Annotated in this window: 21 protein-coding genes; 9 read left to right on the top strand and 12 right to left on the bottom strand. The window is 62.2% G+C overall.

Annotated features, from left to right (window positions below; all coding sequences use genetic code 11):
• Nucleotides 1-73 precede the first annotated feature (73 nt).
• The 5 genes from recF to rpsT form a co-directional block, all read right to left on the bottom strand.
• The gene (gene recF, locus JQ629_RS25355; RefSeq protein ID WP_212414939.1) at nt 74-1213 is read right to left on the bottom strand and encodes a DNA replication/repair protein RecF; all 1140 of its coding nucleotides are present in this window, start codon (nt 1211-1213) and stop codon (nt 74-76) included.
• A 46-nt stretch (nt 1214-1259) separates the two neighbouring features.
• Nucleotides 1260-1547, bottom strand: coding sequence for a GIY-YIG nuclease family protein (locus JQ629_RS25350; RefSeq protein WP_212414938.1), 288 nt, complete (start codon nt 1545-1547; stop codon nt 1260-1262).
• A gap of 51 nt (nt 1548-1598) precedes the next feature.
• Nucleotides 1599-2717, bottom strand: a complete 1119-nt coding sequence (gene dnaN, locus JQ629_RS25345) for a DNA polymerase III subunit beta (protein ID WP_192736315.1) — start codon at nt 2715-2717, stop codon at nt 1599-1601.
• A gap of 354 nt (nt 2718-3071) precedes the next feature.
• Nucleotides 3072-4502: a chromosomal replication initiator protein DnaA gene (gene dnaA / locus JQ629_RS25340; protein ID WP_212275776.1), complete on the bottom strand. Its 1431-nt coding sequence runs from the start codon at nt 4500-4502 to the stop codon at nt 3072-3074.
• Nucleotides 4503-5738: 1236 nt separating this feature from the next.
• Nucleotides 5739-6005: a 30S ribosomal protein S20 gene (gene rpsT / locus JQ629_RS25335; protein WP_212263211.1), complete on the bottom strand. Its 267-nt coding sequence runs from the start codon at nt 6003-6005 to the stop codon at nt 5739-5741.
• A 346-nt stretch (nt 6006-6351) separates the two neighbouring features.
• On the opposite strand from rpsT, the gene JQ629_RS25330 reads away from it, so the two are divergent.
• The 4 genes from JQ629_RS25330 (at nt 6352) to JQ629_RS25315 (ending at nt 9783) form a co-directional block, all read left to right on the top strand.
• Nucleotides 6352-6669: a hypothetical protein gene (locus JQ629_RS25330; protein ID WP_192736318.1), complete on the top strand. Its 318-nt coding sequence runs from the start codon at nt 6352-6354 to the stop codon at nt 6667-6669.
• Nucleotides 6670-6834: 165 nt separating this feature from the next.
• Nucleotides 6835-7500, top strand: a complete 666-nt coding sequence (gene msrA, locus JQ629_RS25325) for a peptide-methionine (S)-S-oxide reductase MsrA (protein WP_212414937.1) — start codon at nt 6835-6837, stop codon at nt 7498-7500.
• Nucleotides 7501-7746: 246 nt separating this feature from the next.
• On the top strand, nt 7747-8499 hold the full coding sequence (locus tag JQ629_RS25320; protein WP_212414936.1) for a polysaccharide biosynthesis/export family protein: 753 nt from the start codon (nt 7747-7749) through the stop codon (nt 8497-8499).
• Nucleotides 8500-8775: 276 nt separating this feature from the next.
• On the top strand, nt 8776-9783 hold the full coding sequence (locus JQ629_RS25315) for a Bug family tripartite tricarboxylate transporter substrate binding protein (protein ID WP_212414935.1): 1008 nt from the start codon (nt 8776-8778) through the stop codon (nt 9781-9783).
• 146 nt (nt 9784-9929) lie between these two features.
• Here JQ629_RS25315 and JQ629_RS25310 read toward each other — a convergent pair whose 3' ends face one another.
• From JQ629_RS25310 to JQ629_RS25300, 3 genes are all read right to left on the bottom strand, one after another.
• Nucleotides 9930-10601, bottom strand: a complete 672-nt coding sequence (locus JQ629_RS25310) for a dienelactone hydrolase family protein (protein WP_212263207.1) — start codon at nt 10599-10601, stop codon at nt 9930-9932.
• 91 nt (nt 10602-10692) lie between these two features.
• Nucleotides 10693-11040, bottom strand: coding sequence for a hypothetical protein (locus tag JQ629_RS25305; protein WP_212414934.1), 348 nt, complete (start codon nt 11038-11040; stop codon nt 10693-10695).
• Nucleotides 11037-11825: an alpha/beta fold hydrolase gene (locus JQ629_RS25300; protein WP_212414933.1), complete on the bottom strand. Its 789-nt coding sequence runs from the start codon at nt 11823-11825 to the stop codon at nt 11037-11039. The genes JQ629_RS25305 and JQ629_RS25300 overlap by 4 nt, the downstream gene beginning before the upstream one ends.
• A gap of 313 nt (nt 11826-12138) precedes the next feature.
• On the opposite strand from JQ629_RS25300, the gene JQ629_RS25295 reads away from it, so the two are divergent.
• Together JQ629_RS25295 and JQ629_RS25290 are read left to right on the top strand one after the other, a co-directional pair.
• The gene (locus JQ629_RS25295) at nt 12139-12630 is read left to right on the top strand and encodes a (2Fe-2S)-binding protein (RefSeq protein ID WP_212414932.1); all 492 of its coding nucleotides are present in this window, start codon (nt 12139-12141) and stop codon (nt 12628-12630) included.
• The gene (locus JQ629_RS25290) at nt 12627-14918 is read left to right on the top strand and encodes a xanthine dehydrogenase family protein molybdopterin-binding subunit (protein ID WP_212414931.1); all 2292 of its coding nucleotides are present in this window, start codon (nt 12627-12629) and stop codon (nt 14916-14918) included. The genes JQ629_RS25295 and JQ629_RS25290 overlap by 4 nt, the downstream gene beginning before the upstream one ends.
• 274 nt (nt 14919-15192) lie before the next feature.
• On the opposite strand, the gene JQ629_RS25285 is transcribed toward JQ629_RS25290, so the two are convergent.
• Nucleotides 15193-15651 (bottom strand): energy transducer TonB family protein, encoded by a 459-nt coding sequence (locus tag JQ629_RS25285; protein ID WP_212414930.1) that lies wholly within the window; start codon nt 15649-15651, stop codon nt 15193-15195.
• Between the two features lie 155 nt (nt 15652-15806).
• Complete coding sequence (locus tag JQ629_RS25280; RefSeq protein WP_249135264.1) at nt 15807-16460, bottom strand: alpha/beta fold hydrolase; 654 nt, start codon at nt 16458-16460, stop codon at nt 15807-15809.
• A gap of 246 nt (nt 16461-16706) precedes the next feature.
• On the opposite strand from JQ629_RS25280, the gene JQ629_RS25275 reads away from it, so the two are divergent.
• Together JQ629_RS25275 and JQ629_RS25270 are read left to right on the top strand one after the other, a co-directional pair.
• Nucleotides 16707-17186, top strand: a complete 480-nt coding sequence (locus JQ629_RS25275; protein ID WP_212414928.1) for a hypothetical protein — start codon at nt 16707-16709, stop codon at nt 17184-17186.
• Between the two features lie 185 nt (nt 17187-17371).
• Entirely contained in the window at nt 17372-18679 is a 1308-nt protein-coding gene (locus JQ629_RS25270) for an aminotransferase class V-fold PLP-dependent enzyme (protein ID WP_212414927.1), read from the top strand.
• A gap of 99 nt (nt 18680-18778) precedes the next feature.
• On the opposite strand, the gene JQ629_RS25265 is transcribed toward JQ629_RS25270, so the two are convergent.
• A complete protein-coding gene (locus tag JQ629_RS25265; RefSeq protein WP_283815953.1) occupies nt 18779-19567 on the bottom strand; it encodes an MOSC domain-containing protein in 789 nt (262 codons plus the stop codon).
• A 918-nt stretch (nt 19568-20485) separates the two neighbouring features.
• Here JQ629_RS25265 and JQ629_RS25260 point away from each other — a divergent pair.
• Nucleotides 20486-21583 (top strand): HD-GYP domain-containing protein, encoded by a 1098-nt coding sequence (locus tag JQ629_RS25260; protein ID WP_212414925.1) that lies wholly within the window; start codon nt 20486-20488, stop codon nt 21581-21583.
• Between the two features lie 119 nt (nt 21584-21702).
• Here JQ629_RS25260 and JQ629_RS25255 read toward each other — a convergent pair whose 3' ends face one another.
• Nucleotides 21703-23289 carry an AMP-binding protein gene (locus tag JQ629_RS25255; RefSeq protein WP_212414924.1) on the bottom strand — a complete coding sequence of 529 codons (1587 nt, stop codon included), beginning with the start codon at nt 23287-23289 and terminating at the stop codon, nt 21703-21705.
• Nucleotides 23290-23385 lie beyond the last annotated feature (96 nt).

Raw genomic sequence — 23385 nt, 5'->3', positions numbered from 1 at the left:
GCGCATTGATGGCGCGATTGCTGAAGTCTAGTCGCGCGGGCGGACGTCGAGGTTCAACCGGGTGTCTGCCGCTTTAGGCGCGGCGGGTGACGTGGCCGGAATCCACGTCGAAAACCTCGCCGGATGTGCCGATATCGGCGAATGCCGCCGGATCGGCGCCGGTCATCCAGACCTGCGCGCCGAGTTTTTCCAGCTCATTGAACAGCGCCTTGCGCCTGCCCGGATCGAGATGTGCGATGACCTCGTCAAGCAGCAACAGCGGCACGATGCCGGTCATCTCGGCGACCAGCGTGGCATGGGCCAGCACCAGCCCGATCAGCAGCGCCTTCTGTTCGCCGGTGGAGGCATCGCGCGCGGGCATGTTCTTCGGCGCGTAGACCACTTGCAGGTCGGTCAAATGCGGTCCGTCCAGCGTGCGGCCTGCCGCGGCGTCGCGCGGGCGGCTCGCGCGCAGGATCTCGCGGTAGCGATCTTCCACGGCCGTCGCGGGCTCGCCCACCAGCGCATTCTCCATCCAGCCGTCGAGCATGATCTGCGCCGACGGAAACGCGGAAGCCGCACCGCGCTCGCGCAGCATCGCTGCGAGTTTTGTGACGGTCTGGCCGCGGGTGGCCGCGACCGCGACCGCAAGCTCGGCGGTTTCGCGCTCGATCGCGTCGCACCAATGGTCGTCGTAATTGCGAACTTCGAGCAGCCGGTTGCGCGAGCGCAGCGAACGCTCCAGCGCCGACACGCGGCTGGAATGTTCGCTGTCGATCGCCAGCACCAGCCGGTCGAAGAAGCGCCGTCGTTCCGAGGCGGCGCCAAGAAACAGCCCGTCCATCGCCGGCGTCAGCCACACCATCCGCAAATGGTCGCCGAACGCGGTCGCCGAGCCGACCGGCTCGCGATCGATCCGGCAGCGCCGGCCAGCGGAACTGTTTTCATTTCCCGGCGCATCGATCCCGGTGCCCAGCGTCGCCAGCCCCAGCGCACCCTCGACTTCGGCGGAGACGGCCCAGGAGCCGTTGCCCTGATTGTCGGCGACATCTTCCAGCGTCGCGCGCCGCAAGCCCCGTCCCGGCGACAGAAACGAGATCGCCTCGAGGCAATTGGTCTTGCCGGCGCCGTTCGGCCCCACCAGCACCACGACGTCGCCGCGCGTCTGCACGCTCCCCGCCCGATAATTGCGAAAATGCGTCAGCGTCAGCTTGTGGATGCGGGAGGGGGTCATGTTCAACCGTCATTGCCGGGCTTGACCCGGCAATCCATCGTCCGCGTCAGCGGACAATATCTTCGTATAAATCTCGCCAGTCGGGGTTGCTCGCGATAATCAGGTCGATTTTCCACTCTCGCGACCAATGCTTGATGTTCTTTTCTCGTTGCAGCGCAGTGGCTATTGCATCGTGCGGTTCAAAATAAACCAGTGTCTTGATGCCGTACTTCTTGGTGAAGCCATCTGCCAAGCCCTCTCGATGCTCGTAAACGCGCCGCACCAGATTGTTTGTCACGCCAATATATAGCGTTCCACCGGGCTTACTTGCGAGAATGTACACCCAATAGGTCATTTTCGAAGTTGATGGATTGCCGGGTCAAGCCCGGCAATGACAGCTAATTCCTCACACCCGCATCGGCATCAGCACGTAGAGCGCGCCTTTGTTGTCCTTGTCCTGCACCAGGGTCGGGGAGCCGGGATCGGCCAGCCGCAGCACCGCGACTTCGCCTTCGATCTGGGCGGCGATATCCAGGAGATAGCGCGAGTTGAATCCGATATCGAGCGCGTCGGAGGCGTATTCGACTTCGAGTTCTTCGGTGGCGCTGCCGGAATCCGGGTTGGTCACCGACAGCACCAGCTTGCCGGCCGACAACGCCAGTTTCACCGCGCGGCCGCGTTCGCTCGAAATGGTCGAGACGCGGTCGACCGCGGCCTCGAAATCCTTCTTGTCGACGATCAGTTCCTTGTCGTTGTTCTGCGGAATGACGCGGCCGTAATCCGGGAAGGTGCCGTCGATCAGTTTCGAGGTCAGCACCACATTGCCGAGGGTGAAGCGGATCTTGCCCTGCGACAATTCGATCGAGACTTCGGCTTCATTGTCCTCGATCAGCCGCTGCACTTCGCCGACGGTCTTGCGCGGCACGATCACGCCGGGCATGCCGACAGCGCCCTTCGGGAGAACCAGATCGATCTGCGCCAGCCGGTGTCCGTCGGTCGCCACCCCGCGCAAGGTCGCAGCCTTGGCGCTGCCGGCCGAGTGCAAATAGATGCCGTTGAGGTAATAGCGGGTCTCTTCGGTCGAGATCGCAAATTGGGTGCGGTCGATCAGGCGCTTGACGTCGGCGGCGGCCAGCGAGAACGAATGCGTCATGTCGCCGGCGGCCAGATCGGGGAAATCGCTTTCGGGGAGGGTCTGCAGCGTGAAGCGCGAACGGCCGGCACGGATCGCCAGCACCGAACGGTCGCCGTCGGCCTCCAGCACGATCTGCGCGCCGTCGGGCAGCTTGCGGACGATGTCGTAGAACATGTGCGCCGGCACGGTGGTCGAGCCGGCGGTTCCGGTTTCCGCTGCCAGGGTTTCCGTCACCTCGAGATCGAGGTCGGTCGCCTTCAGCGACAGTTTGGCGTTCTCGGCACGGATCAGCACGTTGCCGAGGATCGGGATGGTGTTGCGGCGCTCGACCACGCGATGGACGTGGCCCAGCGATTTCAGGAGTTGCGCGCGTTCGACGGTGACCTTCATTGCAATACCCGCCCGATCCCTAAGATGGAAAAGCCGGGCGGCCCTGAAGGCGCGCCGCGGCCATTGAAACCCGAGAAGCCGGATCAAGATGAGACTTGATCAAACCTTCGGGGGGACCGCAAGGTGGCGCGGATAGCGCCCAAGCGCAAGGGATTACGACGCCGTTTCCCACGGTTTGCGGGCAATTCACCGTCGTCCCGGCGCAGGCCCAGATGCGCAATTGCGCATCGGGGGACCCATAACCACAGGCGTTCGTGGCTGCATAAGCCGTCAGCCGGGTGCCCAAAAACCCGGCCGCGGAGTATGGGTTCCGGCGCCCGTGCGCAATTGCGCACTCGGCCGGAACGACTGCGTTCATTCCTGCAATTGGCGCTTCAGGGATTCGACCTCTTCCGACAGCGCGGTATCCCGGGACACCAGTGCCTCGATCTTGCGCACGGCGTGCAGCACCGTGGTGTGGTCGCGTCCGCCGAACCGGCGGCCGATCTCGGGCAGCGAGCGCAGCGTCAGCGTCTTGGCCAGGTACATCGCGACCTGGCGCGGGCGAACCACATTGGCGGTACGCCGGGAGGACAACAGGTCCGAACGGCTGACATTATATTGCCGGGCCACCACGCGCTGGATGTCCTCGATCTTGATCCGCTTCGGTTCCTGCGGACGGATCAGGTCGCGGACTTCGCGCTCGGCCATTTCCAGCGTCACCGGCTGGGCGTTGAGCTTGGAGTGCGCGAGCAGCCGGTTGATGGCGCCTTCGAGATCCCGGCCGTTATGGGTGATGGTGCGCGCGAGATAGTCCAGCACCGGTTCCGGCACGTCGAAGCTCGCATGATGGGCACGGGCCGCGGCGACGCGCGATTTGAGGATGCCGAGCCGAAGCTCTTCGCCGAGCGAACCCATTTCCACCACGAGGCCGCCGGCCAGCCGCGAGCGCACGCGATCATCGAGGCTTTCGAGATCGGACGGCGGGCGGTCGGCCGCGATCACGACCTGGCGGCCGGCATCGATCAGCGCGTTCAGCGTATGGCAGAACTCGGCCTGGGTCGATTTGCCCTGCAGGAACTGCAGATCGTCGATCACGAGCACGTCGATGCCGCGCAGCGCTTCCTTGAAGGCCAGCGCCGTCTGCGTCTTCAGCGCCGCGACGAAGCCGTACATGAACTTCTCGGCGGTGAGATAGAGCACCTTGCGCTCGTTGCCGGAATTGCCGGCCCACGTGACGGCCTGCAGCAGATGGGTTTTGCCGAGGCCGACGCCGGCGTGAATATAGAGAGGGTTGAACATCACGGCATCGCCGCGCCGCCCTTCGGCGACCTGGCGGGCCGCCGCATGCGCCAGCGTGTTGGAGCGGCCGATCACGAAACTTGCAAAGGTCAGGCGCGGGTCGAGCGGCGAGCCGCCGAGCGCATCATGGCTCGCGGACACCGGCGCGGTCGCGGTGGCGCGCAGCTCGGGCGCGGGACGGCCGTTGGCATGCTCGACGCGGCGCTGATCGGCCGGCGCGGGAGCTTCCTTCGCGGGTGCGGCGCATCGCATCGCCGTGCGCACGGTGAGGTCGATCCGGTGCACTTCGGGCATCTCGGCCTGCCAGCAGGCGAGAACGCGATCGGCGTAATGCGCCTGGATCCAGCTCTTGAGAAACCGGGTCGGAACCGACAGATGGACGTTCTCGTCCTGCACGCCTTCCAGATCCATGCGCGCGAACCAGCTCGTATAGACGTCCTCGCCTACCGTCGTCCGCAACCGACCCTTCACCCGCGACCAGCGATCCTGTTCGATATTCGTCATTGTCTGATAACTTTTCTGAAAGAGTAATGTTCGTTGCTAATTCGCCTTGCAGGGTTCCTGCCAGCAGGGGTGCTGCAATGCGCGACCTCACGCGGGGCTTCAACTCCGGACATAGATCGACCGTTCGGCGCGAACCGCCGCGGGTCAGATTTTCAGTTGGAGAAGAAGGTTTCCCGCGAGGTCAGCGCGTACTCGACGGCCCGTCCGGAGTTCGCACCGAGCAATGGTTGGAAAAGAAGGCTGGAGCAACCAATACGGTCTGTTGTGAAATGCGTCCGTCTAATGCCGCGATTCCGTAAAGCATAGTGCCTCCCCCTCTCGCCGCGAGAACGCGGCGAGTTGTCATGTCGAAAGTGTTTTTCAAAGTCAGTCTGCCGCTACCGGACATCTGCCCGGCGCTGCGCCGCCGCGTAACCTCAGTCTGTCGTCTTCAACACGTTCACGCACTACGCGTTCCCAACGATGCGGTTGCCAACACTTGCCTTATCTCCCTAGTCATCGACACGCGAAACATGCACGCCACGTCTGAGAAATTTAGACACAGAACAACCATTCTCATATTGCTATGAGTTACCAACTTAGCATCGCTTGGAAAGCGTCGCTAACGCGCACACCGCCGCCGATTTGCACGTCCACCCTTGGGTCTCAAACCGCGCTGGTCTGGAGAGCCGCGGGCGTCGCGAACGACACTAGATGTACACCAAGCGGAAATTCTGACAATCCGTGAATCGACGTGTGTGACCGAGTCCTCGGCTGTGTGGCCGGGTTGCAATTGTGACACTCGAAAGCAACGTTTTGGATTCGTGAACAGATTCGCGCGCGCTTGCTCATCGTGACAATTTTCGACGCACTCGAGAAAAATTTTAAGAAACCGTTACAATCGCGCTTGCGCAGACCATTTTTCAAACCGCTTGAAGTCGCTATGTGGATAAGTGATTAGCGAGACGAAGTTTTTCGCGATTCTTTTTTAGGGTAACTCTCGCGTGGCTGTTGCGGGCAAACAGCGGGAATCTTTTGGAACCTCGCGCAGCGAAGCTTGAATCTCGCGCAGCAAAACTGGCTGTGCATCTCGCGTCTGCGCACAGCATTGCCGTTGCAACAAACTGACCGCGTAAAACTACGGGGCCGAAGAAATATGACACGCGCTCGGTTGTGCAGCAACGGGACAATCGAACTGGAAAAAGAAAAAGCCCGGCCAAGGCCGGGCTTCTTTGACGAATATTTTTTTTCGTCAGTTCATTTCGCGAGCTTGGCGATCTGGTGAGTCAGGCGTGACACCTTCCGGCTCGCGTTGTTCTTGTGAATGATGTTGCGCTGCGCGGCTTGCATCAGTTCCGGTTCCGCGTGCGCCATCGCCTTCAACGCTGCATCGCGGTCGCCACTCTTGATGGCTTCTTCGACGGTGCGAACCGCACCACGCATCTGGGTGCGGCGCGACTTGTTGATGATGGTGCGGCGGGCAATCTTGCGGGTCGCCTTCTTGGCGGAAGTGGTATTGGCCATGTTCTCAACTATCCTTCGGCTGTCATCGCTCGGGTGGTCGGGCTTGAGCGCGCCGGCCGTTCAAATTGCGCTGGTGTGTTTCAGGGTGTCCTTGAGGTCGCCATGCTCGGGAGCCAAAATGCTCCCACCGCGGCGCGGCTCAAAGAACAGCGGCGGCGGGATTGCGCCCGCCGCCATTGGGGGTCTTATAGAGGGCTGGTCTTGCACCGTCAACGCTTTCTGGACCCTCCAAAAATCGGAAAATCCGGCCGGAAATGGCGCATAAGGTGCTGACGAGGTTGAATTTATTAAGGGAGCCCGGTATTGGGCTGACGGCCTTCCGGGCCCGACAGGTATAAGGTGACGCATGATCCGCGGTTTCTTCCGGCTAATTGGCCTGCTGCTCCTGGCCGGCGGATTCATCTTCATGGTCTATGACGGCGCACGGTATGTCGCCGACCAGACTCTGCGTTTCACCCGCTTCGGGCAGTTCTGGAACGACATCCACCAGTCCAGCCAGCTGGCGTTTCGCACTTCGGTCGAGGGTGCCGCGCCCTGGCTCTGGAACAGCGTCATCAAGGTCCTGCTGGACCAGCCGGTTTTCGCGGTGCTGGGCGTGTTCGGCATTCTCTTGATGATCCTGTTCCGGCCCCGCAAGCCGCTGATCGGCTATTCGCGGGACTGACAGGCTTTGGTTCAGCAAAGGCCGGGCGTTGCCAAGGCTGCGTAAGAAGGCTTGCATAAGAAGGCTTGCGTAACAGGGCTGCGGCAACCCGCGTAAAGCCTTATATAGAAGTCAGCCGGCTGCCGCCGTTTGCGCGCCAGCCGATGTTCCGCCTGGAGGCAATCCATGTTGTTCATGCGCAAGACCACCGCGTTGCCGAGTGCCGCCGAAGCGCTGGCGGGCCGCGCCACGCCGATCCCGACCGCGTCAACCCATTTCGTCAACGGCCGCAAGCTGCAGCCGCCTTATCCCGCAGGTCTCGAGCAGGCGGTGTTCGCGCTCGGCTGTTTCTGGGGCGCCGAACGCAAGTTCTGGCAACTCGGCGAGGGCATTTTTGCGACCGCCGTCGGTTACGCCGGCGGCCACACGCCCAATCCGACCTACGAAGAAGTTTGCTCGGGCCGCACCGGTCACACCGAAGTGGTGCTGGTCGTGTTCGATCCGAAGCAGATCTCCTTTGAGGCGCTGCTGAAGACGTTCTGGGAAAATCACAACCCGACGCAGGGCATGCGCCAGGGCAATGATGTCGGCACCCAATATCGTTCCGCGATCTACACGCTCAGTGATGCGCAAGCCAAAGCCGCCGATGCGTCGAAGGCGATGTACCAGAAGGCGCTGGCAGCCAAGGGCCTTGGCGCCATCACCACCGAGATCGCGCCGTCAGGTGAATTCTATTTTGCCGAGGACTATCACCAGCAATATCTCGCCAAGAATCCGGCCGGCTATTGCGGGCTCGGCGGCACCGGCGTGTCGTGCCCGATCGGTGTTGGTGTCGGCGTGAACGCCGCCTAGGCCGTCATTGCGAGCCAACGGGTCGCGCGAATGCGCGCCCGATGACAGGCTCCGCGAAGCAATCCATCTCTCCGCACAGCGATAGATGGATTGCTTCGTCGCTTCACTCCCTTGCGCAAACGCTTCGCGTTTGTCGCAGGCAATGACGCATGGTCCGCGTTGCGTGTTCCGTTACGGCACCGCACCCCAAAAAAACGCTTTGTTAACCATAACCGGTGCAAGACTAGAGCTGTCTCGCTTTGAGGGATGGCTCCGGTGCGAGTTGCGCGCGCGTTTCGATTTTCGATCACTGCGATGATGGCCGCGCTCGCTCTGTCGGGGTGCATGCGCACGGCTGGACCCGTCGCGGTCGCGCCGCAAGCCGATCTCGACGCAATGACCTATGGCGCGGCGCCGGCGCCGGTCGTCGTGGACAATAGCGGCGGCGGCGCCATCAGCGCGATGCGCGCGTCCTTTGCCAGAACGCCGCGTCCAGTTTACGCGCCCGCTCCCGTGGTTGTCGCGCCGCCCGTCGCCTATGCCGAACCGGTCCGATATGACACGTCGTATCATCTCGATGCCGGCGACAGGCTGCGCGTCGTGGTCTATGGCCAGGAAGGCCTCACCAATACCTACGCGATCGATGCCGGCGGCTCGATCACGATACCGCTGATCGGCTCGGTGCCGGCGCGCGGCCGCACGCCCGCCGGTCTCGCAGCCGAGATCGCAGCCAAACTGCGCGCCGGATTCATCCGTGATCCCTCCGTCGCGGTCGAGATCGAAGCCTACCGGCCGTTCTTCATCCTCGGCGAAGTGGCGGCGCCCGGACAATATCCTTACGTGCCCAACATGACCGTCGAAAGCGCGGTTGCGATCGCCGGCGGCTTCTCGCCCCGCGCGCGCCGTGACCGCGTGACGGTGACACACACCGATGCTTCCGGAACCGCGCGCTACATCGTTCCGCCCGGTACCTCGATCAGCCCGGGCGATACGGTGCTGGTCGGCGAGCGCTGGTTCTAGAATTTTCCCTTCGTCATTCCGGGGCGATGCGCAGCATCGAACCCGGAATCTCGAGATTCCGGGTTCGCGCTAGCGCGCGCCCCCCCCCGGAATGACGCCGTTGGCACGATGCTGTTCGGATCATTCCGTGTAGCGGCATTACCGTTATCAGTGTCATTGGCTGGCTGTGGTGAATCAGCGCATTCGGCGCGAAGCGCTGGATCGGAACTTGCCTCTCACAGGCCAGCGGCATATGCCGCCGTCAACGCAATCCATTTAAATCAACCAGGGGAAGAGATGAGCATCCGTTTGCCAACCAAGCTCGTGCGCACTGCAATTTCAGCTGCAATGATCGCAGGCATTGCCATGACGGCCGTGTGCGTGTCCGCGGAACAGGCGGCGGCGCAGTCCTATCCGGACCGGCGCATAACCTTCGTGGTGCCTTATCCCGCGGGCGGAGCCACCGACGTCTCGGCACGCCTCCTGGCCAACAAACTGTCGGAGGCGTGGAAGCAGCCCGTCGTCGTCGAAAACAAGTCGGGCGGCGGTGGTGTGGTCGGCAATGATTACGTCGCCAAGGCGCAGCCCGACGGCTACACCGTGCTGGTCGCCATCACCCAGATCATCCAGGCGCCGAGCCTGGTTGCGAAATTGCCCTACGACGTATTCAAGGATCTCGCGCCGGTGACCCAGGTCGGGCTGTCGACGGTCGTGCTGACGGTCCCCGAGGCGCAGCCGATCAAGTCGGTCAAGGAACTGATCGATCACGCCAAGGCGAACCCCGGCAAGGTGCCGTACGGCTCGTTCGGCAACGCGACGACGTCGCATCTCTACGGCGAACTCCTGAAGAAGAACGCGGGCATCGACATGACCCATGTTCCCTATCGCGGCGCGGCGCCGCTGGTGAACGATCTGCTCAACAACACGGTGACCGCAGGCTTCGTCGACCTGACCACGGCCGGCCCGCAAATCCAGGCCGGCAAGGTCCGGGCGCTGGCGGTCGGCGGCGAAAAGCGCAGGACCCAGTTGCCGAACGTGCCGACGATGGCCGAACTCGGCTTCCCCGGCTTTGAGGCCGAAGGCTGGGTCGGTGTCTTCGTGCCCGCTGCAACGCCCAAGGACATCGTCACGAAACTGTCCGCGGAATTGGCCCGCATCATCGCTTCCCCTGAGGGCGTAGCAGGGCTCGAGACGGTCAGCCTGATGCCCGTCGGCGGTACGGCGGAAACCTTCGAAGCCACCCTGCGCCGCGACTACGCACGCTGGGCGGATGTGGTGAAAGCCACCGGCGTCAAGGGCGAGTAATCATTGTCGCCCCGGCGAAGGCCGGGGCCCATACGCCGCGGCCTATCGATGAGCACGCTGGCGTTAGAGACCTTCTGCAACAATGAGGGCTGCGGCGTATGGGTCCCGGCCTTCGCCGGGACGACGAGTGGATGACGCCGCTGCCGTCACTTCAAATGTTTTGCAAAGAAATCGAGGCTGCGCGGCCAGGCGATGTCGGCGCTGGCCTTGTCGTAGCTGGCCCGCTCGTCGCAGTGAAAGCCGTGCTGCGCGCCGGGATAGACAAAGACTTCGACGTCGGGCCGCTTGGTCTTGATGGTCTCGACGTCGGTCAGCGGAATGCCGGCGTCCTTTTCCCCGAAATGCAGTTGCGTCGGCACTTTCGGTTTGTCGTCGGCGAAGCGAACGACGGCGCCGCCGTAATAACCGACCGCGGCTGATAGCCCCGTCAGCTTGGTCGCAGCGGCGAAAGCGATGCTGCCGCCGAGGCAGAAGCCGATGATGCCGACCGGGCCCACGCTCTTGACCGTATCGATCGCGGCCTGGGTGTCGAGCAACATCGCCGGCCAATCCGGATTGGCGATGAATTTGCGCGCGTTCGCGACCTCATCCGGCGAATAGCCGCATTGGAAGTTCGGGCTGATACGGTCGAAGATCGACGGCGCGATCGCGACATAGCCGGCGCCTGCGAGGCGATCGCACACCGAGCGGATGTGGTGATTGACGCCAAAGATCTCCTGGATCACCACGATGGCAGCCTTTGGCGCGCCCGCCGGATCGGCGCGATAGCCGCCGAGTTTGAAACCGTCCGAAGCCGTCAGTGTAATATCCTGTCCCACGGGTCATCCTTTTTGTTGCAGGTTTGCTTCTTGTTGAAGATTTGCTTTTCGTTGAAGGGTTGCACGAAGCCTGTTGCAGGGAAGGCGGCGGTTATTGCCACATCCAGTTGTGACCCCAGTCGCCCTTCCAGCCCGCCAGCCGGCCTTTGCGGAATTGCAGATAGAGCCGGTGCTTGCTCGGAAACAATCCGCTGCCGCCGAGATCGCGGAAGGTGAGGAACACCTCATCGCCCGGCCGTCCCTTGACGTAATTGAGCGGCGTTCCAAGTGCGCGTTCGGCTTCCATCGCATCCATGCCGAACGCCAGCGGCGTGGTGTTCGACAGGGCTTCGGTGAACGGCGGCGGGTAGGGGCCGCCGAACGGCGGCAGTTGTTGTGCCAACGCCGATACGGGAGCGCTGGCGACGAGAAGCAGAGCCGCGGCGGCAATCGCCTTCATGTCGCGGCCCTCGCGCTTACCTTGGTGTCGAGGCCATCAAGGAACGGCAGCACCGCGTGGATAAAAGCCTGCGGCTGATCGATGTTGACGGCGTGGCCGGCGGCCGGGACCACCACCTTCTTCGCGCCGGGAATTTTTGCCGCCATGTAATCGGATGCGGCCAGGAACGGGGTGTCGTCGGCGCCGACCACGACCAGCGACGGCACCTTGATGTCGGGCAGCGATTCAATCACGCGCGCGTCGCGCTGGATCAGCATGCCGCGCGCGGCCCGCGCCAGTCCCGACGCGTCGCGATGGCTGACGCCGGAGCGTTCGCGGCTGGCGGATTTCAGAACGTCCAGTCCCTCGCGCTCGAACCGGTCGCCGGTGCCATGGGCGCGCTTGTTCCAGACCTCGCGCGCATCGTCCTTCTTGAAGCCGGGTCCGGTGTCGATGATCAGCAGCGCCCGCACGCGCTCGGGGTGGCTGCGATAGAACGCCAGCGACATGTAACCGCCGAGCGACAGCCCGCCGACGATGGCCTTGTCCGCGCCGACCTCGTCGAGCAATGCTGCCATGTCGGCCACCGTCAGCGCTTCGCTATAGGCTGCCGGATCATCGGGATAATCCGACTGGCCGTGGCCGCGCATGTCCCACAACACGAGTTTGTGATGCTTCGACAGCGCCTCGATCTGGCCCTGCCACATTCCTGAAGTCGAGGAATAACCGTGGGTCAGCAGCAGTGGTGGCCCGCTGCCATGCACCTCGTAATAGATGTTGACGCCGCCACGGTTGATCATCGGCATTGCGATTTTCCCAAAACAATCATGCGTAATTTCGGCATCCTAGCGCGATCCGTCAGCGGTTGGGAAATGCGGAAATGGCGGACCGTGCCCACGCCGGCGCATTCCAAATCAAGGGCACGCGCAACATCTTGCCGCAGCGCACAACCAGATTTTTCAAAATTTTATTCTCTTCGAACGATTCCAAATTGCATTGCCTCTAATTCCGATCGGTATCATTCTGCGCGCCAACTGACATCGAGCCGGTGGGTGCCAGGAATACCCAACAGTGAGCTGCCGCCGTAAGCGGCTTCATACACCGGAAGGGGAAGCGCAAATGCCTAATCTGAACATCAACGGGCGGAATATGTCCGTCGAGGCGGCCAACGATACGCCGCTGTTATGGGTCATCCGCGAGCAATTGCAGATGACCGGCACGAAATTCGGATGCGGCGCCGGGCTGTGTGGCGCCTGCACGATTCACGTCAACGGCGAAGCCGTCAGGTCCTGCCAGACCCCGGTCAGCGAGGCCGTCGGCAAGAAGATCACCACCATCGAAGGCCTCAGCGCCAAGAGCGATCATCCGCTGCAGAAGGCCTGGATCATCGAGCAGGTTCCGCAATGCGGCTACTGCCAGTCCGGCCAGATCATGCAGGCGGCTTCGCTGCTTTCCAAGAATTCCAATCCGACCAAGGAAGAAGTGGTTGCGCATATGGACGGCAATCTGTGCCGCTGCATGACCTATTCCCGCATCCAGAAGGCGATCCTGCGCGCCGCCGCCGACATGCGCACCGCGTCCAACGCCGGCACCGAGCGGAGGCCCACATGAACACGCACGTGAAAAAGATATCCGGCGAACCCGCCGACCTCAGCCGCCGTTCATTCCTCGTCGGCACCGCCGCCGCGGGCCTCGCGCTCGGCTACTCAGCCGTTCCCGGCCTGCTCGGCGCCGATCAGGCGCTGGCGGCACCGGCCAAGTTCGATCCCAGCGTCTGGTACTCGATCGGACCGGATGGATTGGTCACCGTGACGTGCGGCAAGGCCGATATGGGCCAGCACATCGCCTCGACCATGGCGCAGATCGTCTCCGAAGAGCTCGGCTCGTCCTGGAAGGACATGCGGGTTCAGCTCGCCTCCAACGATCCGAAGTTCAACGATCCCGTCCTGGGCGCGCAGATCACCGGCGGCAGCTGGTCGACGATGATGAACTTCGACGCGATGAGCCGCGCGGGCGCCGCGGGGCGGATCGCGCTGACGCAGGCGGCGGCCACGATCATGGGCGTTCCCGCCGGCGAACTGGTGGTGCGCGATTCCACCGTGTCGCATCCGAAGTCGAAGAAGTCGATGAGCTTTGCCGACATCGTCAAGAGCGGCAAAATTACAAAAACCTTCACGCCGGACGAACTCAAGGCGATCAAGCTCAAGACGCCGGATCAATACACCATGATCGGCGTTTCCGTTCCGCAGCTCGACATTCCCCCGAAGAGCAACGGCACGGCCAAGTACGGCATCGACGTCAATTTGCCGGGCATGGTCTACGGCAAGGTGATCACGCCGCCGGTGCGCTATGGCGCCACCGTCAAGGCGGTCGACGACTCCGCCGCCAAGAAGGTGCCGGGCTTCATCAAGGCGGTCACGCTCGACGACAAGACCGGAAGCACGACGGGGTGGGTGGTGGCGGTGGCCAACACCTATGCCAACGCCCGCAAGGCGGCCGATGCGCTGAAGATCACCTATGACAACGGTCCGAACGCAAAATTGTCGAGCGAGTCGCTGCTTGAGGAGGCAAAGCGGCTGCAGAAGCTGGATGATTCCGGGCAGTTCTTCGTCAAGGACGGCGATACCGCGGCCGCCTTCGGCAACGCGGCGAAAGTGCTGGAGGCGGAATACACCACCAGCATCAATATCCATGCGCCGCTCGAGCCGATGAACGCCACCGCGGAGTTCAAGGGCGACATCCTGAATATCTATTCCGGCAACCAGTTCGCGACGCGCTCCGGCGCGATCGCGGCGGGCGCCGCCGGTATAGATCCAAAGTTCGTCGTGATGCATCAGATGTGGCTGGGCGGCGGCTTCGGCCGGCGTCTCGACGCCGACATGATGGTGCCCGCGGTGCAGGCGGCGAAGGCCGTCGGCAAGCCGGTCAAGGTGATCTACTCCCGCGAAAACGACATGACCATGGACTATTCGCGCCCCCTGACCTTCCAGAAGGTCAAGGCGGGTCTCGATGGCGATGGCAAACTGATCGCGCTCAATCACGACGTGGTCAGTGCGTGGCCGACCCAGCGCTGGGGCATCCCCGATTTCCTGTCGCCGTCGGTCGACAAGAAGGGGCCGCTGGATGCGTTCACCGTGAACGGCGCGGATTTCTTCTATTCCGTGCCCAATCACAATGTGCGCGCCATCAAGAACGAGATGGCGCACAACGCCACCCCGTCGGGACAGCTGCGGTCGGTCGCACCGGGCTGGACCTTCTGGGCGGTCGAAAGCATGATCGACGAACTCGCCCATGCCGCCGGCAAGGATCCTGCGGAGTACCGGATCGCGCTGCTCGACGGCAAAGGCAAGAACGATGGTGGGGCGCAGCGTCTGCGCAGCACCCTGCTCGCGGCGATGGGCATGGCCGGCTACGGCACCGTCAAACTCCCCAAGGGAGAAGGCATGGGCGTGGCCTGCGTGTCGTCGCAGGAACGGGCGACCGCGAGCTGGACCGCCTGCGTGGCCCATGTCGCGGTGTCGCCGAGCGGCGAGGTCAAGGTCAAGAAGCTGACCGTGGCCACCGACGTCGGCATGCAGGTGCATCCTGACAACATCCGCGCCCAGGTCGAGGGTGCGGCGCTGTGGGGCCTTTCGCTCGCGATGTATGAAAAGGCGACGCTGAAGGACGGCGGTATCGAGCAGACCAACTTCGATACCTACACGCCCTTGCGCATGAGCCAGATGCCGGAAGTCGCCGTCAACGTCATCGCCAACGGCGAAAAGCCGACCGGCGTCGGCGAGCCGGCGGTGACGGTGATCGCCCCCGCATTGGGCAACGCCATCTTCAACGCCTGCGGCGCCCGCGTTCGGGCATTGCCGATCACGGCGGAGGCGGTGAAGGCGAACATGAAGGCGTAGGACTGCCTCAGGTTACTCAACAACAACGATCCGCCGGAGATTTTCTCCGGCGGATTTTTTTTACGTTGTTGCCACGAAGCTCCCACAACCGTCATTGCGAGCGCAGCGAAGCAATCCATAGCAGCCAGGAAAACAAGTGTGGATTGCTTCGCTTCGCTCGCAATGACAGAGGAAGCTCCGAGAGGGCGGATTCCCTTTAATCCGGCCTCTTGGATGAATCGGCGGCGTGTGGAGAGGCCATCCTGCGCTGGACCAGACGGGTCGTCGGCCGCCATTAGCAGCCTCGACAGATACCGCGGATTTTGGTGTCCACCTTCTTCTGCTCCTCGACCCATTCTTCAGGCCATTTCCCGCCCGCCCAGGGTAGTTGCTTCTTGGTGAAAAACATAACGGGCACCGTGAAGTTGAGCATATCGTCCTTCACCTCGGCGGGAGGCTCGGGAAACGGCTCGGATCGTTCAATCATCCTTAGGGCCGCCGCATCAAGCAATTCGGAGCCGCTGCTCTCCGCCAGTTCCTTGGAAATCAGCTTCCCCTGCCGATCGATGGCGAACTTGACCTTGGCCGTGCCACTTTGCCCCGTCGCTGCAGGCGGAAACGCTCTGTTGCTCGCCAACCGGGTTTGAATCTGCTGCTTCCAGGTATCGACGGAGTTCATCTGAGCGGTCTTGCTGTCAGTCTGCGCATAGGAGGGGATCGCCGAGACCAATAGCAGTCCGAACAGGCCGGCCAACAAAGGAATTCTGAATTGCATCAGCGGATGACATCACACGCGAGAATAATTCACAATTATAAACTGCACGTTTAACGATATCTGCCTTGTATGACGCTTTTCCACAAGCCGGCGGAGTTGCAGGGTCGCAGGGCAGATTCTCAGTCGCTGGTCGTTCAAACCTGAGCCAGCAATATCTCGGCCAAAGCCTCCGGCTTCAGCCGCGCTACATTGTGCCCGCAATCGAAGGCAAAGGTCGACCACTCCGGCTCGCCGCTCAGGCGCTGATAGAGGTCGAGGAACGGACTTCCTTCCCATCCATGTGCACCGATGTAGGTCTTGCGCGGCACCTCGCGCCAACGTCCGCTGAGATTGATCGACTGCAGAAACGTCCCGATCGGATGCGGCCGGCATCGCGGGTCAAGCGTAGGGGGCGGCGTACAGTTTAGTCCGTCGGCCTTCGCGCCCGCGACGAACATGTCCCGAAAACGCGGCGTCGTCAGCGACCAGACGGAGTCACCGGTCTCAGGCACATAGGCGTCCACATAGACCAGTGCCCGGATTTGCGATGGCGCGGCATCGGCCGCGCCACTCACGACCATCCCGCCGTAGGATTGCCCAACAAGGACCACGTCGCCCTGATGCGACTTCGCGGCACTGACGACCTCACCAATGTGAGTTTCAAGATTGGCCGTCGGGGCGGGAGTATCACCGAGCCCTGAAAGCGTGATCGGCAAGGCATTGTGCCCGTGCGCGGTCAGTATCTCTGCCACCTGTTGGTAGACCCAGCCGCCCTGCCAGCCTCCGGGGATCAGGATAAAGGTGGCCATATTATTCATCCCTGACGTTGACGCCTGCGGAGATTCGACATCTCTTTCGCCGAAAGTAAGACCACTGTGCCGGCTGACTGTGCTGAATTGAAGCTCGTCGGACGGATTGTCTTTAATCCGCCAACGCCTATGGATCGGTGGGTTGGAGAGAACCCGCCCGGTACCTATCCACATCCCCACCAGCTTGGATTTACGACAAGACCAATTCCAGAAATTTCGATTCGATAGACCAAGGCGCAGGTAGAAATGTCAGACCGTGAGGAAATTGAGCGTATCAAGCATGGAGGGCTTGGTCCAACTTTGCCCGTCGCCAAATGGGATTTTAGGATCGATCTGGGCCAGAGCCCGGACGATGCTTGGAAGCGCATTATTGGTGTTGTCGAAAGTGTGGTCGCTTTTGACTATGATAGCTGGCCAGATGATGAAGACTATTGGAGAGCAATCCTGCCGGACTGGTTGTCATCGTTCATGATGACGAGAGAGGAGTGCGATGCGGCTTTGGCTCGCGTGCCGCGCGAGCAATGGGATGAGCTAATACCAAATTGGGAATTCGGATCATGGCTCGATGCCATTCGTGAGCGCGACTGGCGGTGGTGGGGTTATGAGCGATCGGGTAGCGAGGTGCGGCTCGTCTTGCAAGTGACCGGTATTCCGCCCCGAATAGATGCCTTCAAGCAGATTTTGCTGGCCTCTGGCGCTAAAATCCTATCGGAAGTCCACGACTGATATGTGGGGATGCTCAACGGGTAGCTGCGCTTGGGCCTTATCTAGCCCGCAGGACGGATTCCCTTTAATCTGCCATCTCGTATCGATCGGCGGGTCAAAGAGAATCCGCCCCGCCTTACGCGCTGATGTCATGAAGCTGTCGTCTCAAATTGAGATCAAGCGCCCCTGATCCGAGGGAGGCTATCATGAACCGGACCCCGCAGTTTTCCCGGCGCGGCGTGCTGGGTGGCACGGCGGCGGCCATCGTCACGGCCAGCAGCGCCGGCGCGCAAACTGGCGCATCGTCACTTCCGTCGTTCACGCGGACTGGCGACAGCGTCTCGCAGGACCGGCCGTTCTGGGAGCAGGTCGCGTCGCTCTATGACGTCGATCGCAGCATGGCCAATCTGGAGAACGGCTATTGGGGCATCATGGCCAGGCCGGTTCTTGCCGAATTCGTTCGCCAGACGGAGAGGGTCAATCAACAGAATACCGCCTATGCCCGCACGAAATTTGGCGCGGATTCCGACGCGGTCGTCAGCGCGCTCGCACGTACGGCCGGTGTCGACAAGGATGAGATCGCCATCACCCGGGGGGCGACCGAGGCGCTGCAGAATCTCATTGTCAACTATAACCGCCTTCAGCCCGGCGATTCCGTTCTCTACGCCGATCTCGACTATGACTCGATGCAATTCGCAATGGAGTGGCTGAAAGACCGGCGCGGTGTCGGCGTTTTCAAGATCGCGCTGCCGGAACCCGCCAGCAGGCAGGCCATTCTCGATGCCTACGCCAAAGCCATCCGCGAAACGCCGAAGCTGAAGCTGATCCTGCTTACCCATCTCAGCCATCGCACCGGATTGATCATCCCGGTCAAGGAAATCGCCGCGATGGCGCGGGAGAAGAACATCGACGTCATTCTCGACGCCGCGCATTCATGGGGCCAGATCGATTTTCAGATCGCCGATCTCGGCGTCGATTTCATCGGCTTCAACCTGCACAAATGGATCGGGGCGCCGGTCGGCATCGGCTTCCTCTATATCCGGAAAGGCCGTCTGGACGCGATCGACCGGCACTATGGCGATGGCAGTTTCGATCCGAACGACATCCGCACCCGCGTTCATACCGGTACCGCGAACTTTGCGACCATCCTGACGCTTCCGCTGGCGTTGAAGCTGCACGAGACCATCGGCACGACGGCCAAGGCCGCACGTCTGCGCTATCTGCGCGACCGCTGGGTCGCAAAGGCGCGCGCGTTGCCGAATATCGAGGTGCTGACGCCGGACGAGCCGGGGTTGGCTGCAGGGATCACCTCATTCCGGGTCAAGAACAAGGGATCGCGCGAGGACAACAATGCGTTGGTTGTCGCCCTGCGCGACAGGCACAAAGTTCTCACCGTGCGCCGCGATGGCGTAGCCAAGGGGCAGTGCATTCGTGTCAGCCCCGCGCTCTATACGACCGAGGAAGAACTCGATCGCTTCATCGCCGCTCTCGCGGTTGAGACGAGTATGGGTTGAAGCCAAGCTCTGTGCCGCAAGCGCAGGGCCGTAGGGCGGATTCGCTTTAATCCGCCATCTCGTATGGATCGGCGAGAAGGACCCGCCCCCAAGCAGATACTAATCCTCAACAACGATCTCGTCACCCGGGCGTACCAGACCCTCCACCAGCACAGCGGCGTAGACGCCGGCTCTGTTGTCATGATTCTTGGCGACATACTGCAAGATCTCGGAACTCTCTTCGAGCGACTCCGGGTCAATGTTGATCATGCGGCAACGGATGTCGCGTTCCAGAATGTGCACCGTCAATTTCGGACCGATCCGCAGCCGCCGACCGACGAAGGCGTCTTCGGCGAAGCTTTCACCGGAATTGAGATCGACATAAAGGTTTTCGCGAAAGCGGCGCTTGTCGAGCCTCACACCCACCGCGCGGCCAATGCCGTCGATCGTCCGGGTCGCAAGCAGCGAAAGCGGGCGGCAGTCCGTGATGGCGCGATCCGACCGTCGCATGGTCAGCGCGCCCGGCGAGGACGCGTCGGTCAGTGCGCCGAGCAGCCTGTCATCATCAACCCCGAGAATTTCTCCCGACGGTATCTCGACATCGACAGCCAGATCCTCAAGGCTTGGATAGAGCGGGGTGATGCCAGGTCCGCGCGCCTCGGCCTCGGCAAGGTTGCTCGGCAGCACCGAACGCACCGGTTCGCGGAAAAACGGACGATAGCGCAGCATGTCCGGGCGAGCCCGTGCCGTCAGATATGGGAATGCCGTGGGCGCGGCCGAATTATGGACCGCGTAAAGGCGGTCGCCCAAAACTCCGGAGAAGCTGACATAGGCTTCCGGCAGCATTTCGCCGCGCATGCTCTTCACAGGATAGCGCCAAACACTTTCGACCCGACCAACAACATTCATCCAAATCGACCACGGCTGATTGCATTATTTTTTACCGTAGTTTCCTTTCAGATGAATTGCAAAAGCCTGACTGAGTCGCCTCGCGCGCAAGCGCAATCTCGCGGCTCGCGTGCGACAAAACAACACGACGGGCAAATCAATTCCGATTTGCAGAAATGATGTCAAGTCCTAAATTTCCGAAAATCAAAAAATATTTCTCTTCCCTTCCACCCCAAATCACCTGCACATCAATAGCCATCCCGTCCCACTCAGAGGGGCGTTGGCCATCGTCACAACGAGGGGCGGGTCGCGGTGGACGCTGAGGTTGCGATTGACGGTCGCGGCTGAGGCGTACGGTAAAAGCGTGTGGTCCTGGCGCCCGTAACGGCGTCAAGCTGCGCAAGGGCTCACGCCCTGCGCGGTGACGGTGGCAATAGAGGCCGTCTCACCGGGGAGAGCGCGTCATAAGCCGTAAAGCCATTGCGCAGGGAATGTCGGATGCTCTCCGCTGCCCTGTATGCTCGTGTGCACCATCTTGTTGCACAATCGCACACGAGACCGCGGGTGCAGCGCGCATCCGGCATTCCCTGCGCCCTCTGGATTTTTAGAGGGTGAAGAATTTTCAACAGCTCGGGCGCAATGCGTCGCGAGAACAATATTGGTCGTCCCGGCGAAGGCCGGGACCCATACGCCGCGGCCCGCGTGGTTGAAAAAGGAAGATAACGACCTGCGCGCAAGAACAATTATCGCCGGTGGTTATGGGTCCCGGCCTTCGCCGGGACGACGCATGGAGGGGCCTTCGCCGGGACGACGAAGCCCCAGAATCCCTAAAATTCTATCGATCCCGATCAATCAACATTCACGATACGTCTTAAGCCACAGGGAACTCCTTATCCGGTAGCTTGGCGGACGGTCATCACCGCAAGGCCCTGGGGTCCTATGACAGCATTAACCAACAAGACTCCGTCCAAGCGCCGGCTGCTGCTGGCGTCGGATCGGAGCGATCAAAGCAGCGAACTGGCCGGCATTCTGCAGTCGGTCGGCCAAGTGGACATGATCGCCACGACGGATATTCCCGACGCGCCGGCGCGCGATCTCTCCGGCATCGTGGTCGACATCAACTTGCGCTCGGCCGAGAGCGTGCAGATGGTGCGCAACAAGCTGCGCACCGAGGCCTATCGCGAAATGCCGCGGCTGTTCGTGCTGGCGGACGCGCTGCATCACGGATCGATGCAGGCCTGGGCGCTCGGCGCCACCGACACCATCGCGCGCCCGTTCGACGCGCAGGGCATCCTGCAGCGCATCCGGGCCGCCTTTCCGGACGACAGTTCATACAACGAGACCGACCGCGGCAAGGCGCTGAACCGCGGCGTCGAAGCCGCGCACGGCGTCATGGTCAGGATTTTCAACGGCATGCGGGCCGGCGAGCCGCTGAAATACGGCGACATCGTGCAGGCCGAAAACAAGATTCTGAAAGCCATCAAGCACACCTCGCTGCGTGAATGGCTGACGACCGTCGGCTGCCACCACACCGACAGCTATCGGCACTGCCTGTTCGTGACCGGCTTTGCGGTGGCGTTCGCGCAGCACCTCGGCATGCGCGAGGACGACCAGCGCCGTCTCGCCCGCGCCGCGCTGTTGCACGACGTCGGCAAGGCGTTCATCCCGGTCGCGATCCTCGACAAGCCGGATCCGCTGACGCCGGAGGAAATGGAAGAGATGCGCCAGCACCCGCGGCGCGGCTATGACGCGCTGGCGGCGCAGGGCGGTTTTCCGTCGGAAATGCTCGACGTGGTACTGCACCACCATGAATTCCTCGACGGCACCGGCTATCCCGACGGCCTCTCCGGCAAGGAGATCAGCGACATCGTGCGCCTGACGACCATCGTGGACATCTACGCAGCCCTCGTCGAGAAGCGCGCCTACCGGCTGCAGTTCACCCACGTCAAGGCGTTCGGGGTGATGGAAGAGATGGGCGACAGGCTCGATCAGCATCTGCTGCAGGCCTTCCGCCCGATCGCGTTCGGGTATGGCTAGGCGAAAGCCTCGCCGCGTCATTGCGAGCGCAGCGAAGCAATCCATCGTGCGGCATAACGAATGAATGGATTGCTTCGTCGCTTACGCTCCTCGCAATGACGGAGGAGACTACACGCACCTCACTCCAGCAGCTTCCGCAATTCCGCCTTCGCGACCTTCTCCAGCGTCGAGCGCGGCATCTCGTCGACGAAGATGATCTCGCGCGGCACCTTGAAATCGGCCAGCGCATTACGGCAGGCGGCCATCACGGCATCATGCAGATCGGCCGGCGCGGCCGCGACGCCAGCCAGCGGAATGATGAACACGACCGGCACCTCGTCCAGCATCGGATGATTCTTCGCCACCACCGCGGCCTCGCGCACGCCGGGCACCAGCGCGACCACCTGTTCGATTTCGGACGCCGCGACGTTCTCGCCGCCGACCTTCAGCATGTCCTTGGCGCGATCGCCGAACTTGATGAAGCCGCCCTCCAGCAGCGTGACGCGGTCGCCGGTGATGAAATAGCCGTGCTCGTCGAAGCTCTCGCGCGTCGCCTTGTCGTTGTGCAGATACTCTGAAAACAGCGACAGGCCGGGAATGCCCTTGATCAGGAGATTGCCGGTGTCGCCGACTTCGGTCGGCCGGCCGTCGTCATCGGTGATGCGGATCTCATATTCCGGCGCCGCGCGGCCGATCGACATCGGCGTGTTGGGCTGATCGACCTCGCCGACGATGCCGTGGGTGATGGTCTCGGTCATGCCCCACCAGCCGATGGTCTTGACGCCGAAGGCGGCGAAAGGCGGCGGATCGTTCACCGCCGTGCCCCAGAGCCGGAATTTGTGATGCTTCGGAATCTCGTGCTCCAGCAGCGCCTTCAGGCAGAACGGGATCGTCGAGGTCCAGGTGCAGCCATGTTCCAGCGCGACGTTCCAGAACCGACTCGCGGAAAATCGCGGCTGGATCACGCAGGACGCGCCGACCCACAGCGAAGCCAGCATCGAATAGGCCAGCGCGTTGGTGTGGAACAGCGGCAGATAGGTCTGGTGCACGTCGCCCTGATGCAGATCCTCATGGGCGGCGTTGATCTTGCCGCCCCACAGCGCGTTGGCATGCGTCCACAGCACCGCCTTCGGGCGCGACGTGGTGCCGGAGGTATATTGCACGCTGCAGGGCGCAAACGGGTCGGTGGCGCGGCGCGGCCGGTCCGTGCTGTCGGCGAACAACGATTCGAAACTATCGCCGCGCGGCGCGCCCTTGCCTTGCGCGGGCACAGCGCCGGCGTCATGCGAGATCACGGCGATCCAGCGCAGGTCGCAGCAATGGGCCGAAATCAATTCGGCATAGGCCGGCTGGGTGATCGCGGCGACCGCGCCGCAATGGCCGGCGAAATATTCCATTTCGGCGGCGGCCGAGCGGGTGTTGGTGGTGACGGCGATGGCGCCGAGCTCGACGCAGGCGAACCATGCCAGCATCGCCTCGATGCAATTGTCGAGATGAATAAGCACATATTCGCCGGGCTTGATGCCGCGTTTGACGAGGCCCGCCGCCAGCGCGCCGACGCGTTCATGAAATTCGCCGTAGGACCAGCTCCGCGCCGGGGCCTCGAACGGCGCCCAGATCAGGAACGGATGGTTGCGGCGGCTCTCGGCCCGCATCCGGAGCAGCCATGGCACGTCGAGGCCTGCGAATGGTCCGACGACGCCCGGCACTGCCTGTGAAATAGACATATGTCCTCCCGGTGCAGCTGACCGCTGCCTTGGTTATTGCTTGGGAGCAGTTCTGCCATTGGATCGCGGGATGATCAAATCGGTATTTGCGGGCAA

This window comes from Bradyrhizobium sp. AUGA SZCCT0222 (genome assembly GCF_018130205.1).
GTDB lineage: Bacteria > Pseudomonadota > Alphaproteobacteria > Rhizobiales > Xanthobacteraceae > Bradyrhizobium.
This window is presented reverse-complemented; position numbering and strand designations above follow the sequence as displayed.